Source organism: Halomonas sabkhae (genome assembly GCF_030409265.1).
In the GTDB taxonomy this organism is placed as follows: Bacteria; Pseudomonadota; Gammaproteobacteria; order Pseudomonadales; family Halomonadaceae; genus Halomonas; species Halomonas halmophila.
Map to the genome: position 1 here is coordinate 121,868 of NZ_JAUFPM010000017.1, position 14,310 is coordinate 136,177.

General features: G+C 65.4%; 10 protein-coding genes. 7 read left to right on the top strand and 3 right to left on the bottom strand.

The genetic code is table 11. The features are described from left to right. Window positions 1-231 precede the first annotated feature (231 nt). Window positions 232-2,304 carry a TonB-dependent siderophore receptor gene (locus QWY79_RS11375; RefSeq protein ID WP_290272790.1) on the top strand — a complete coding sequence of 691 codons (2,073 nt, stop codon included), beginning with the start codon at window positions 232-234 and terminating at the stop codon, window positions 2,302-2,304. A 271-nt stretch (window positions 2,305-2,575) separates the two neighbouring features. Here the strand turns inward: QWY79_RS11375 and fhuB (QWY79_RS11380) are convergent, their stop codons facing one another. Genes fhuB (QWY79_RS11380) through QWY79_RS11390 form a run of 3 tightly spaced genes read right to left on the bottom strand, consistent with a single transcriptional unit; the run spans window position 2,576 to window position 6,260 of the window. Then, on the bottom strand, window positions 2,576-4,576 hold the full coding sequence (gene fhuB / locus QWY79_RS11380; protein WP_290272792.1) for a Fe(3+)-hydroxamate ABC transporter permease FhuB: 2,001 nt from the start codon (window positions 4,574-4,576) through the stop codon (window positions 2,576-2,578). Beyond that, the gene (locus tag QWY79_RS11385; RefSeq protein ID WP_435389786.1) at window positions 4,566-5,477 is read right to left on the bottom strand and encodes an iron-siderophore ABC transporter substrate-binding protein; all 912 of its coding nucleotides are present in this window, start codon (window positions 5,475-5,477) and stop codon (window positions 4,566-4,568) included. The genes fhuB (QWY79_RS11380) and QWY79_RS11385 overlap by 11 nt, the downstream gene beginning before the upstream one ends. A 15-nt stretch (window positions 5,478-5,492) precedes the next feature. After that, a complete protein-coding gene (locus tag QWY79_RS11390; RefSeq protein WP_290272795.1) occupies window positions 5,493-6,260 on the bottom strand; it encodes an ATP-binding cassette domain-containing protein in 768 nt (255 codons plus the stop codon). 265 nt (window positions 6,261-6,525) lie between these two features. On the opposite strand from QWY79_RS11390, the gene QWY79_RS11395 reads away from it, so the two are divergent. The 6 genes from QWY79_RS11395 to fhuB (QWY79_RS11420) all read left to right on the top strand — a co-directional run bounded on the left by QWY79_RS11395 (window position 6,526) and on the right by fhuB (QWY79_RS11420) (window position 14,297). Further along, the gene (locus tag QWY79_RS11395; RefSeq protein ID WP_290272797.1) at window positions 6,526-7,137 is read left to right on the top strand and encodes a superoxide dismutase; all 612 of its coding nucleotides are present in this window, start codon (window positions 6,526-6,528) and stop codon (window positions 7,135-7,137) included. A 216-nt stretch (window positions 7,138-7,353) separates the two neighbouring features. Further along, on the top strand, window positions 7,354-7,878 hold the full coding sequence (locus tag QWY79_RS11400) for a sigma-70 family RNA polymerase sigma factor (RefSeq protein ID WP_290272799.1): 525 nt from the start codon (window positions 7,354-7,356) through the stop codon (window positions 7,876-7,878). 2 nt (window positions 7,879-7,880) lie between these two features. Then, the gene (locus QWY79_RS11405; RefSeq protein WP_290272801.1) at window positions 7,881-8,897 is read left to right on the top strand and encodes a FecR domain-containing protein; all 1,017 of its coding nucleotides are present in this window, start codon (window positions 7,881-7,883) and stop codon (window positions 8,895-8,897) included. Between the two features lie 105 nt (window positions 8,898-9,002). Continuing rightward, on the top strand, window positions 9,003-11,399 hold the full coding sequence (locus QWY79_RS11410; RefSeq protein ID WP_290272803.1) for a TonB-dependent siderophore receptor: 2,397 nt from the start codon (window positions 9,003-9,005) through the stop codon (window positions 11,397-11,399). 8 nt (window positions 11,400-11,407) lie between these two features. Next, a complete protein-coding gene (locus QWY79_RS11415) occupies window positions 11,408-12,310 on the top strand; it encodes an ABC transporter substrate-binding protein (protein WP_290272805.1) in 903 nt (300 codons plus the stop codon). Continuing rightward, a complete protein-coding gene (gene fhuB / locus QWY79_RS11420; protein ID WP_435389787.1) occupies window positions 12,303-14,297 on the top strand; it encodes a Fe(3+)-hydroxamate ABC transporter permease FhuB in 1,995 nt (664 codons plus the stop codon). Before QWY79_RS11415 ends, fhuB (QWY79_RS11420) begins: the two co-directional genes overlap by 8 nt. The last annotated feature ends 13 nt before the right edge of the window (window positions 14,298-14,310 follow it).

Below are 14,310 nucleotides of genomic sequence, written 5' to 3' on the forward strand. Positions count from 1 at the left end.
TCATGGTGTGGCGCGTCATCCCGCGTGGTGAAAAGCGCAAGCCTAGCAAGAAAGCCTGTGTTGGGCACCCGGTTCGGACCGGAGCGCCATGCCGAGCGCCGTGTTGGGCGCGAGTCGAGCGTTGGTCGGCATGATTGTGAATCTTGGTAGCAACGATTATCATCCGCGCCAGTGTGTCGAAGCCAGCTTCCGGCACCCTGTGTTCATCGCTGTCATTCACGAGGCCTTCTCATGCCAACTCCCTGTTCCTCCCTTCGCCCCCGTTCGCCGATGGCGCTGGCCATTCGGCGTGCCCTGGGGCTTTCGCTGTCCGGCGCCGCTCTTGTCGGGGTGCCAGCCCTGGCTCAGGCGCAGGACGCAGCCGCCGAGTCCGATACTGTGGTGGTCACCGCCACGGCACTGAAGGTCGCGGTGCCGCTGGCCGAAACGCCGCGCTCGGTGTCCAGGGTGCAGCGTGAGGAGCTGGACGAGCGCAACGTTCAGAGCCTCGACGAGAGCTTTCGCTATCGCGCCGGCGTGCTGGCCGGCCACTACGGTGCCGACAACAACACCAACTGGTTCAAGGTGCGCGGCTTCGACCAGGCGACCTACATGAATGGCCTGCGGCTGTTCGATCCGGGCTACTACGAGTGGACGCCCGAGCCCTATGGCCTGGAAAGCGTCGATGTCTTCAAGGGGCCGGCCTCGATTCTGTATGGCGAGGCGCCCTCCGGCGGTCTGGTCAATGCCGTCAGCAAGCGACCCACCGAAGAGGCGAGGGGCGAGGTCCAGCTACAGGTCGGTAACCGCCATCATCGCCAGCTGGCCATTGATACCTCGGGCCCGGCGACGGCCAGCGGGGACGTGCGCTATCGCCTGGTCGGCCTCTACAAGGAGCGCGACGGCGACCTGAACGGCACCGACAACGAGCGCTACTACTTCGCGCCCAGCCTGGAGTGGGGTGTCTCGGACGACACCCAGCTGACCTTTCTGGCCAGTGTGCAGAAGGATGACGGCGTGCCGGAAAACCCCTTCAAGCTGGCCTACGGCACGGTGCAGGACACGCCCTTCGGCAAGGTCGATCCCGAGACCAATTATGGCGCGCCGGACTACGACAAGGACGAGCGCACCCAGGTCAGTGTCGGCTATGAGCTGAGCCATCAGTTCAGCGATACCTGGACCTTCGAGCAGAACCTGCGCTATAGCCATCTCGACCTGGACCTGCGCAGCACCTACATGCTGTCCGGTACCGGCGATGGCCGCACGGGAACCCGGGGCCATCTGCAGCGGGAAGGTGACATCGATAACCTCACGGTCGACAACCGCATGGTCGGCAAGTGGTATACCGAGCGCACGGAAAACACCCTGTTGTTTGGTGTCGACTATCAGGAACTGAGCCTGGACGGTCAGGAATTCGACAGCTTCGCCTATGACAGCGTCGATATCTTCGAACCGGACACCACCATCGCCCCGCTGGACCCGAGCCAGCGCTTCGGTCGCCAGATCGACAAGGAGCAGTTGGGCCTCTATGTGCAGGACCAGTTGCGCATTGATGATCGCTGGGTGCTGCTGGGCAGCGTGCGCCACGACAGCGCCGATGTGAAGAACACCAACCAACAGCTCGATGTCACCGTCGATGAGACCCAGTCACAGACCTCTTACTCCGGGGGAGTGATGTACCTGGGCGACAACGGCATCAGCCCCTATCTCAGCTATACCGAGTCCTTCAGCCCGCAGGCCCAGACCAGCTTCGATGGCGCGGTCTTCGAGGAAATCGAGGGCGAGCAGTGGGAAGTCGGCGTCAAGTATGCGCCGGCGTCCTGGGACGGCTACGTCAGCGCCGCGGCCTTCGATATCGAGGAATCCAACTCCTTCGCCACCACGCCGGCCGGCTATCAGGCCCAGGAAGGTGAAAAGACGTCCACTGGCTTCGAGCTCGAGAGTGTCGGCTACCTGACCGACCAGCTGCAGCTCACGGCGGCCTATACCTACACCGATGCGCGTAACGATGACGACACGCGGGCCGCCCTCATCCCGCGCCACCAGGCCTCCACCTGGCTCGACTACGACTTCCAGCAGGGCGCCCTGGCCGGCCTCAAGCTGGGCGGCGGCGTGCGCTATGTGGGCGAGAGCGTCGATGGCGACACCACCGTCTCCAGCCACACCCTGGTCGACGCCATGGCCAGCTACGACTTCGCCAACAACTGGCGCGCCCAGGTCAACGTCAACAACCTGACCGACAAGGAATACGTCGCCAGCTGTGATTTCTGGTGCTACTACGGCGAATCGCGGAGTGTGACTGGCACCCTCAGCTATCAGTGGTAGGGGGTAAGAGGTAAGGAATCAAGAGGGAAGAAGTAAGAAGGAAGAGGTAAGAGGTAAGAGGTAAGAGAAGGCCCGGTGGTGCGAGACGCATCCCGGGCCTTTTTGCTGGTAACACCGTCGATCGTGAGCCGATACTGCTCGCGTCTCGCGTCTCGCGTCTCGCGTCTCGCGTCTCGCGTCTCGCGTCTCGCGTCTCGCTACCCGCTTCCAGCTCCCGCGTTTTCTTCCCTCTTCACTCTTTCCTCTTCCTTCTCTGCGACGGTCCGCCGGCTCAAAGCCGTCGGAGCCCCCACATGAAATAGGCGCCGCCGAGCAGCGAGGCGACGATGCCGGCGGGGATTTCCTGCGGGAACAGCAGCTGGCGGCCGACCCAGTCGGCCAGCACCATCAGCAGGGCGCCGGTCAGGGCTGCGCCGAGCAGGTGCATGTCGGCCCGCGAGAAACCGAGCAGGCGCGCCAGATGAGGCGCGAGCAGGCCGACGAAGGACAGTGGCCCGACCACCAGGGTGGCGGCGGCGGTGAGCAGGGCGACCAGCAACAGCAGCAACAGCCGCGAGCGGTTGAGGTCGAGCCCCAGGGCGCGCGAGGTGGCGGCCCCCAGCGGCAGGATATCCAGCCAGCGTGCCAGCGGGCCGCTGGCCAGGGCGAGCAGCAGCGCCAGGCCCAGTACCACCAGGCCACTGGTCAGGTCCACGTAATAGGTGGAGCCCGACAGCCAGGCGATGACCTGCTGGCCGCGCGGGTCGCCACCGGCCAGCACGATGGCGCGCACGCCATCGAAGGCGGCGGTGATTGCCACCCCGGTCAGCAGCAGCCGCTCGGGCAGCAGCCCGCTGCGGCCATTGAAGATGATCAGGATCGCCAGGCTGGCCATGGCGCCCAGGGTGCCGATGCCGACCAGCGTCAGGTTATCCGGTGAGGGCAGCAGGAAGATCGCCAGGATCAGGGCAATCGCGCTGCCACCGCTGATGCCCAGCACCTCGGGACTGGCCATGGGGTTGGCGGTGACGCGCTGGATCAGTGTGCCGGCCAGGGCCAGCATCACGCCGCAGCCGGCCGAGGCCAGTACGCGTGGCAGTCGCCACTGCAGCACGTCCCAGTCGGCGGGTGACTGCCAGGACCAGCCACCGGCGGTCTGGCCGACCAGTAGGGCCACCACGCTGATCGCCAGCAGACCGATGGCCAGCCCGCCGGCCAGGCGCAGCGGCGCATGATGACGGCCAGCAGGCGCCGTGGCACCGGCGGGTGGCTGGTCGCCACGCAGCTTGAGGCGCGGGATCAGCCAGATCAGCAGCGGCGCTCCCAGGGTCGCGGTGACCGCGCCGGTGGGCACCAGGCCGGATACCTGGCCGCTGTAGCGCTGCAGCAACTGGTCGGTAGTGGCCAGCAGGAGGGCGCCCAGCAGGGTCGACCACAGCAGGCGCGGCCCCAGGCGGCGGGCGCCGGCGAGGCGCACGATATTCGGCGCCGCCAGACCGATGAAGCCGATGACGCCGACCACGCTGACCACGCAGCCGGTCAGGAAGACCGCCAGCCCCAGCCCCGCCAGGCGCAGGTTGCGCAGGGAGACGCCGAGACTGCGGGCACTGGCATCATCCAGCTCGAGCACGGCCAGTGGGCGCAGCAGCAGCCAGGCGGCGAGCGCCCCCAGGGCGAGACGCGGTGCCAGGAAGGTCACGCCGCCCCAGTCGTTCTGGGCCAGTGAGCCGGCGCCCCAGATCAGCAGGCCCTTGAGCTCCTGCTGATGAAAGAGCAGCAGCACGATGCCCAGGGCGCCAAGATACAGGTTGACCACCAGACCGCCGAGAACCACCACGACCGGCGCCAGGCCACGCCGCCAGGCCAGGGCAAAGACCAGCCCCATGGCCAAGCCGCCGCCCAGCAGGGCCACCCATTCCCGGCCGACGACCAGCAGTCCCGGCGCCATCAGGGTGGTGGCCATCAGCGCCAGGTTGGCACCGCTGGCCACACCCAGGGTGGTCGGCGCGGCCAGCGGGTTGCGCAATACCTGCTGCATCAGCACCCCGGCCAGCGCCAGGCCGCCGCCGGCCAGCAGCGACATCATCAGCCGCGGCCACCAGCTGAAATGCAGCACCAGGGTATCCATGCCGGCATCGGCGCTGCCGAACAACGCCTGCAGGCCAGCGAGCAGGCCGGCGGCATCGACCAGGTTGCTCGATGCCAGCACCAGACAGGCCAGGCACAGCAGGCCACAGGCGATGCCCGGGCTGAGACGCAACAGCGGTGCAAGCCTGACGAGCCTAGCGAGCATCAGCGGTCTCCAGGGCAGTGGTGAGTTGCTCGGCGAAGCGTTGCGCCGAGGGCAGGGCGCCGAAGCTCCACACCGGCGGCAGCACCAGCGGTTCGCCCTGACTCTGCCGTTTCAGGCCCTGCCACAGGCCGCTTTGTTCCAGGGCGTCGCGCACCCCGGCCGGGTAGGGCTCGACTACCACCAGCCGGGCATCGAGGTCCGCCAGTTCCTCCAGGCCGACCAGCGAGAAGCCCCAGGCATTGGTGTCGCCGGGCCAGGCGTTCTCCAGTCCCAGGCGCTTCATCACCGCCTGATAGAGACCGTTGTCGCCGAACACCCGCACATGGCGGGCATCCATGAACTGCACCACCAGCAGGGGCGCGACAGCGTCGGGTAACGTCCGCTGCAGTTCGTCGAGGCGTGTCTCCGTGTCCGCGATCAACGCCTCGGCGGCCTCGGGTCGGTTGACCACGGCGGCGACGCCTCGGGTCAGCTGACGCATTTCCTGCCAGGTGTCCTGGCCCGGCGAGTACAGCGAGAAGTTTTCCACTGGGGCGATGCGCGACAGGCGTGGCGTCAGGTTGGCGAACATCGGCGAGATCAGAATGCGGTCCGGGTCCAGATCGGCCAGCAGCTCCAGATTGGGCTGGGTGCGCAGGCCCAGATCGCTGACCGACTCGGGCAGTCGGGGTTCGCCGACCCAGTCGTGATAGGCCTCGATCTGGGCCACGGCGGCGGGCGGCGTGCCCAGTGCCTGCAGGGTCTCGGCCAGGGTCCAGTCCAGGGTGGCGATACGCGGTGACGCCGCCATGGCCAGCGGCGCGCTCAGCAGCATCGCCATCGCCAGGGCGAACAGCAAGGCATGCCCGGCCACAAGCGGGCGAGGGCGACGAACGGGCGAGGATCGGGTCAGCAGGGTCATGGCACCGGGCGTGGCTTACTGAACGACGGCGACGCGATGGTCGCCACCGGGATGTGACATGACGCGCATGGGGATGCCATAGATGGCTTCCAGGGTGGCGTCTTCCATCATGTCCTGCGGGCATCCCTGTGACAGCACCTGGCCCGAGTGCAGGGCCACCAGGTGATCGCAGTAGCGCGCCGCCATGTTGACGTCATGCAGCACGATGATCACGCCCAGACCGAGTTCCTGGCAGAGCTTGCGCACCAGCGCCAGAACTTCCACCTGGTGGGCGATATCCAGCGCCGCCAGGGGTTCGTCGAGCAGCAGGAAGCGGCTGCCCTGGGCCAGCAGCATGGCCAGCCAGACGCGCTGACGCTCGCCGCCGGACAGGGTATCGACCAGGCGGTCGGCGAAGGCCTCGGTATGCGTCAGGGCGATGGCACGCTCGATCTGCTCCTGGTCCTCGCGGGTGTGGCGGCCCAGGAGGCCATGCCAGGGGTAACGGCCGAAGCCGATCAGCTCGCGCCCGGTCAGATTTTCGGCACTGGGCAGATGCTGGGGCAGGTAGGCCACCTGACGGGCGAACTCGCGATTGCCCCAGCTCGCCAGGGCGCGCTCATCGAAGAGGACCTCGCCGGCAGTGGCGGGTTGTTGCTGGGCCAGAAGCTTCAGCAGGGTCGACTTGCCGGAGCCGTTGTGGCCGATCAAACCATGCACCCGGCCCTGCTGAAACGCCAGATGCGTCGGGTGGAGAAGCCGTTTACCACTGACTTCGAAGGTGGCCCCCTTGACTTCGAACATGCTCGTCTCCACATCACCATAAAGGCGCTCGATGAGTCCCATGGGTCCGGATCGCCCGGGCTCGATGTTCAAGCGCTGGCGTAGCGTAAAGCAGATAAGAATGGTTATCAATATACGCCTTGCCGGCTCGCATCGGGCCGATGAAAGAAATCTATGAAATATTGATAATCATTTTGCGTTAGTGTCTGGGGACCTGATTTGACATACTCGCGTATGCCAAGCGTCGCGGTCCCGCGACCATTCATCAACGAGGAGGATGCTCACCATGCCGCATTCACTGCCGGAACTCGCGTATCAGTACGATGCTCTGGAACCCTATATCGATGCCATGACCATGGAAATCCACCATTCACGGCACCACCAGACGTACGTCAACAACCTGAATGCCGCTCTTGAAGGCACAGGCCTGGAAGAAGTGCCGGTGGACGAACTGGTCGCCAACCTTGACCGCGTGCCGGATGCCAAGCGTCAGCCCGTGATCAACAATGGCGGTGGCCACTCCAACCACTCCTTCTTCTGGACCGTGATGTCGCCGCAGGGCGGCGGCGAGCCGAAGGGCAAGGTCGCGGAAGCCATCAACAGCGAACTCGGCGGCTTCGACGACTTCAAGGATGCCTTCACCAAGGCCGCCCTGGGCCGCTTCGGCAGCGGCTGGGCCTGGCTCAGTGTCGACCCGAAGGGCAAGCTGGTGGTCGAGAACACCCTGAACCAGGACAGCCCGCTGATGTACGGCAACACGCCGGTGCTGGGTCTGGACGTCTGGGAACACGCTTACTACCTGAAGTACCAGAACAAGCGTCCGGATTACATCGCGGCCTTCTTCAACGTCGTCGACTGGGACGAGGTTGAGCGTCGCTACCAGGCCGCCACTGCCTGAGACCCCGTCTCCGGTAACCGCCTGAACGCATCGCGCCCGACAGCGTGATGCGTGACATGAAGCGCCAGGATCGGCTCATCGCCGGCCCTGGCGTTTTTGTTTGGATAGGAGGTAGGCAGGAAGAATTGACAGTCGCGGCGCAGCAATGGATAGTAATAATAATTGTTATTATTTAGGCGGCATTACACCATGCTCCGCCAACCGTTGGATGGCGCCATGTCCCCACGATACACCCGGAATCATCAAATCGATGGCTTGTACCGTGATCACCACGGGTGGCTGCAGGGCTTGCTGCACCGTCGTCTAGGGTGTGTCGACACGGCGGCCGACCTGGCGCAGGACGCCTTCGTCAGGTTGCTGAACAAGCCGCGTCGTTTCGACACTTTCGAGGGCGCGCGTGCCTACCTGAGCGTGATGGCCAAGGGGTTGTGCGTCGATCACTGGCGTCGTCAGGACATCGAGCGAGCCTGGCGCGAGACGCTGGCGGCCCGTCCCGAGGGGAGTGTGCCGTCGCTGGAGTATCAGCAGATCGTCCTCGAGACGTTGTGCGAGGTCGATGCCATGCTCCAGCGCCTGCCCGAAAATGTCGCTGCTACCTTCATCGGCTCGCAACTCCAGGGCAAGCCCTATCGACAGATTGCCGAGGAGTTGCATGTGTCCGAGCGCATGGTGAAGAAATACATGGCGCAGGCCGTGCTGCAGTGCGCGCTGATCGACTCGGGACTGGACGAGGGGACCTGAGCATGTCCGATGAGCAGGACATGGAACGTGACGAGCGTCGTCGTGCGCTCTCTGAAGCGGCGGAGTGGTTTGCGCAGTGGCGTTCCGGCGAGATGACCGAAGCACAGCGCGATGCCTGGCAGGAGTGGCACGACAGTGGCGCGCAGAATCGCTGGGCCTGGGCCCGTATAGAGGCGCTCAGTCAGCGGCTCGGTGGTGAACTCGAAGACGATGATCGGCAGGCGGTGAACGGTGTGATTGCCGAGGCGCGGCGTCGGCGCACGGGCAGGCAGCGCCTGTGGAACGGACTGGCGAGCCTGATGGCCATGGCCGTGCTGACAGGGCTGGCCTGGCAGCCGCTGGGAATCGACGACTGGACGCAGCGCTGGGGTGCCGATTACCACACTGCCACCGGCGAGATTCGGCGTGTCACTCTCGACGATGGCAGCCGGCTGTGGTTGAACACCGCCAGTGCGGTGAATGTCGATGACGCCTCGCCTGGCCTGCGGCTGGAGCTGGTCAGCGGCGAGGTGCTGATCGACACCGGCCGGGGCCGCCTGGTGGTCGAGACACCGAATGCCCGCTTGACGCCCCTGGGTACCCGTTTCGATGTTCGGCTGGGCGACAGTGATGAAACCCTGTCGGTGTTCGAGGGAGCCGTGAAGGTACGGCCACGGGCCGCCGATCGGGCATCGGAGGCCTCCCGGGTGATCGAGACCGGGCAAGAGTCCACCTACACGTCACGCTCGGTAGCCAGTCCGAGGCCTGCCGAGCCGGCCGGGGATGCCTGGACCGGCGGTGTACTGCTGGCCGATGGCATGCCGCTCGGTCAACTGGTCGAGGAGCTCGGGCGCTATCATCATGCGCGCCTGCGTGTGGCGCCCGAGGTGGCCGACCAGACACTGCTCGGCGCTTTCCCCCTGCAAGACCTCGAGCAGTCGATGCGCATGATCGACAATACCCTGCCGGTGCGGGTCCGCCGTGTCATGCCGTTGTGGATCGAGATCGAGCCCGATCGGGTGGCGTCCGTGACGAAGTAATCGGTCGAAGATGAAAAAAAGTGCGCCTTCGGTTCCCCTTCCGGCGTTGCGGTTCGATTCCCTGGTACATCATCCAAGACAACGCATGAGCAAGGGGAATCATTCATGCCCAAGCATCCGTTTCGTCAGCGGTCCCGGGCCCTGGCCCTGACCGTCCAGGTGGCGGCTATGGGAGGCGCATTCGCGGCCTTGTCGGTCCCGGAGCCCGTCCTGGCCCAGGAAACCGAGCGGCAGCAGGTGCGACAGTACGATATTCCCGCTGGACCGGTGGGAGACGCGCTCAACCGTTTCGCGCGCCAGTCGGGGATCTATCTCAGTGGTGTCGGAGCATTGGCAGAAGGGCGTCGTAGCCCTGGATTGCGGGGCCGCTTCGGCGTGCAGGAAGGGTTGAGTCGATTGCTGCGCGATACCGGCCTGCGGGTGGTACGCCAGTCGGATGGCAGTTACCAACTGGTCGAGCGACCGGACGCATCCGACATGGCGCTCTCGACGATGAAGGTGGTGGGCGACCGGGCCAGGAGAGTGTCCACGGAAGGTTCGGGTTCCTATGCGGCGAGCCGAGCCACCATTGGCATGGCGGAACGGTCGATCAAGGAAACGCCGCAGTCGGTCAGCGTGCTGACCCGGGAGCGCCTGGATGACCAGAACCTCACCACCCTGGCGGATGCCATGCGCCGGACCACCGGGATCACCGTGCAGAACTACGGGCCGAGCCAGTACGAGGTCAAGGCCCGTGGTTATGTCGCCGACTACTTTCTCGTCGATGGCAGCCCCGTCCAGGACGTGGGCAGTGCCTGGGAGGGCAGTGGCGTCTTCGATACCGCCCTGTACGACAGGATCGAGGTACTGCGTGGCCCGGCGGGCATTCAGCATGGCACCGGCGAGCCCAGTGGCACCATCAATCTGGCCCGCAAGCGCGCGCTGGCCGATCCACAGGCGTCGTTGACCCTGTCGACGGGATCCGACGCGGCCCATCGCGGCGTGGTCGATGTGACCGGCGCCCTGGACGACGAAGGGCGGCTGCGTGGTCGGTTCGTGGGCGTTCTCGATAATCGTGACACCTTTATCGATCATGTCGATTCGGACAACCGGATCGGCTATGGCACGCTCGAGTACGACATTACGTCGGACACCACGCTCTCGTTCGGTGCGACGCTCCAGGATGAGGAGTTTCGGCCGCATTCCGGGATCCCCGCCTTCAGTGATGGTCGTTTGGCCGATATCGATCGCTCGACCTATCTCGGTTCGCTCTGGGATCGCCAGACCGGCAATGCCCAGCGCTACTTCGCTGAGCTGGAGCATCGGCTGGACAATGGGGGACGCTTTACCGTCAAGGCCAATCGTCTCGAGCGCGAGACGCGCCTGAGGAAGAGCAGCGAGGGGGTGATGCCGGCGGATCCGGCCACCGGCGAATTCGCGACCCGACAGATCGCCTGGGATCTGAAGAAACAGGATGATTACCTCGAAGCACAAGTGCAGTCGCCGTTCCGGCTCTTCGGCCGCTCGCATGAGGCGGTTGTCGGAGCCAGCTATCAGGATGTCTCGATCGATCAGCGCTATGCCTTCGGCGATCCGCTTTATCGGCCCGGCAATATCTTCGATCCCGTTCATGCGACTCCCGAGCCGACTTTCCCGTCCTGGAATCCCCTGCAGGCGAGCACCGAACAGCAGGCGACCTATGGTCAGGCTCGGTTGAACGTCACCGATGCCCTGACGCTGGCCGCGGGCGGTCGTGTCACCTGGTGGGAAACGACCAACAACGATACCGGTGACAGTGGCACCGAATTCACGCCCTACCTGGGGCTGATCTATCGCCTCAATGACGACCTGAACCTCTACAGCAGCTACACCGGGGTCTTCGAGCCTCAGACGGCGACGCGCCGCAACGGCGATACGCTCGAGCCGCGCGAGGGGGATCAGGTCGAACTGGGCATCAAGGGAGCCCACGGCGATGGTGCCCTGAACTGGCATGCCGCAGTGTTTCACATCGAGGACACCAACCGGGCCTTCACCGATCCCGACAACCCGGCCTTCTCGATTCCCGTTGGCGAAGTGGAGAGCGAGGGCTTCGAGGCGGAAATCAATGGCCGTCTCTCGCCGCGCTGGGACGTCTCCGTCGGCTATGCCTACACCCGTACCGACTATGTTCGCGATGCCAGCAACCAGGGGCTGACCTTTTCGCCGGATACGCCGAAGCACAATCTCAACCTCTGGACGCGTTATCGCTTCAGCGACGACCCGGACCAGGGATGGCGGGTCGGTGCCGGCGTGAACGCGGTCAGCGGCACCTATGCCGAAACCTCGGATGTCCGGATCGAACAGGGCGGTTATACCACTTACTCGGCCATGCTCGGCTATCGGTTCAATGAGCACCTGGAGGTGGCGCTCAATGGCGAGAATCTATCCGACAAGCGGTACTACTCGACGGTACGCGGTATCACCAAGCACAACTATTTCGGGGAACCACGCCACTTCATGTTGACCATGAAATACCGCTTCTGAGCCGCGATATGCATTTGCGTGGCAAGTGGTACGGCGCAAGGCACCGCTCGGCATGGTTCGGCCTGCTCCTGATGGTGGTGTCCGCCGCGGGGTGGACCGAGACTTCGCGGCCCGTGGCAACCTTCGACTGGGGTATTGCCGAGACGCTGCTGGCGCTGGACGTGGCGCCTGTCGCCATGGGGAGCGTCCACGCCTTCCATGACTGGACGGGAGACACCTACGCGTCATCCGAGATCATCGATGTCGGCGTGCAGACGCTACCCAACCTCGAGTTGCTGGACCGGATGTCGCCGCGACGCATCCTGCTGCCTCCGCGGCATCGACATCGCGAGGCGCTCATGAGCCGGCTCGGCAAGACGGCACGGCTCGACCACTATCCCTATGCGGGAAGCGAGGGCGATTTCTGGCCACGCATGCGCGCCTTCACCGAGGAGGCCGGGGAGCTGGTGGGCAAGGCGCCCGAGGCCCGGCGATTGATACGCGAGACAGCGGAGCATTTCGACGAGCTGGCGTCACGCCTGAATGGTCAGGCGCCGCCGCTGCTGGTCGTACAACTGCAGGACGAGCGTCACCTGCGGGTCTATGGCGAACACAGCCTGTTCCAGGCCGTGCTGGAGCGACTGGGACTGAAGAATGCCTGGCAGGGCTCGACCAACCAATGGGGGTACACCCTGGTGGGGCTGGATGAGCTGCTGACGATGGAGGCACGTCTGGTGATCATCGAAGGTGCCTTGCCGGTCGGCATCGAACGCCGCCTGTCGAGCAGCGGCATGTGGCGACTCCTACCCAGCGTACGACGCGGTGACACGATCGTGTTGTCCTCATCGTTCTGGATCGCCGGCACCCTGCCCTCGGCGAACCGGTTCGCCGAGGCCCTGGTCGAGGCCCTGGCGGGCGCTGGCGATGGTTGATGGCTCTCTAACGAGCGTGTCGCCCGCTCGAGTCTGCCTGTTGCTGGGAGCGGGTTGCCTGACCCTGTCGCTCTGGCACCTCGGGGGAGGCGCGGGGTTCATCGGCGATCTCGGTGCCCTGTTCTCGCCTTCCCCTCAGGACACCGGGCAGTTGCTGTTGCATTACGCCTGGTGGCCGCGGCTGCTCATGGCCTTGCTGGCAGGAGGCGGACTGGCGCTGGCCGGGGTGTTGATGCAGCAGGTGCTGCGTAACCCACTGGCCTCACCGACCACACTGGGTGTTGCTGCCGGTGCCAGCCTGGCATTGATGGCCGCGCGACTGCTGGCGCCGGGGCTGCTGGTACTGGGCCGCGAGTGGGTCGCACTGACCGGCGGTGGGCTGGCCGTCGGGCTGGTGTTCCTGATGGCCTGGCGTCAGGGGCTGGCACCGGTGGTAGTGGTACTGTCGGGCCTGGTGGTCAACTTCTACCTCGGCGCGGTGGCGACGGCGTTATTGCTGTTCCACCACGAGTCGCTGGTCGGCCTGTTGATATGGGGCGCCGGTTCCCTGGTGCAGAACGGCTGGGACGACCTGGCCTTTCTCTGGCCGAGGCTGCTGGTTGGGGCCATCGCCGCCTGCTGGCTGCTGCGCCCCCTGGCGATTCTGGAACTGGATGATGCCAGCGCCCGGAGTCTCGGCGTCTCGCTGCGGACTCTACGTCTGGCGGGTCTGGGCATCTCGGTGGCATTGACCGCCAGCATCGTCAGCGTGGTCGGTGTGATCGGCTTCATCGGCCTGGCCGCGCCGAACATCGTCCGCATGGCGGGCGGACGCTCCCTGAAACAGCGCCTGTGCTGGGGCGTTCCGCTCGGTGGCCTGATGCTGGCGGTGACGGATCTCCTGTTGCAGCAGATGGGCGGGGAACTGATCGCCGTCATGTTGCCTACTGGGGCGATCACCGGGCTATTGGGCGCGCCACTGTTGCTCTGGCTGATACCGCGCCTGCATCTCGAGCAGGGGCGGCCCGGCCAGGCAACGCCGTCGCTGGGCGCACGTCATTCGATGCCGGGGCGGCTCGCTATTCGCCTGGCGATCATCCTGGCGGTGGCCGTCGTGATGGCGGTCTGGCTGGGTCAGGACGAGCAAGGGTGGGACTGGCTGTCGGGGGATGCCTGGACTCTGGCGGAGTGGCGCTGGCCGAGGATGCTGTCCGCGGCGGCCAGCGGGGTGATGCTGGCGGTTGCCGGTGCCGTGCTGCAGAGGTTGTCCGCCAATCCCATGGCCAGCCCCGAAGTGCTCGGCATCAGTGGTGGCAGTGCCATCTTTCTGGTGCTGGGGATCTTCCTGTTGCCGTCGCCGACGCAACCGTTGTTGATCGGTCTCGGTACGCTGGGTGCGCTGATCACCCTGGGGCTGCTGGTCGTGATGAATCGCCGGAGTGGCTTCGCGCCATCGCGGCTCTTGCTCACCGGGGTGGCCATTGGCGCGCTTTTCGATGCAGTGCGGAGCGTGCTGCTGGTGAACGGCGATCCTCGGGGACAGGAGGTCATCGCCTGGATGGCCGGGTCGACCTATCATTCCAGTGCGACGAGCGCCCTTGTCGTGGCCCTGCTTGCCGGTGGGCTCGGGGCCGCGGCATGGCCCTTCGCCCGTTGGCTGGACATCCTGCCCCTGGGCAGTCCCATGTCCCGGGCGCTGGGCATCCAGTTGAGCCGCGCCCGCCTGACGCTGCTTCTGCTTGTGGCCCTGATGACGGCCAGCGCCACCCTGGTGGTCGGGCCACTGTCCTTCATCGGGTTGCTGGGTCCTCATATGGCGCGCCTGATGGGCTTTTCCCGTGCAGGGTGGCATCTCGCCGGGTCGGCCCTGGTCGGTGCCTTGTTGATGGTGCTCGCCGATTGGCTGGGTCGGCAGCTGTTGTTTCCTGATGAGATTCCCGCCGGCGTCATTGCCTCGTTGCTTGGTGGAGCCTATTTCATGTGGGGACTTGGGTGGCGCCGTGGGTGACGGGAAGACGCGC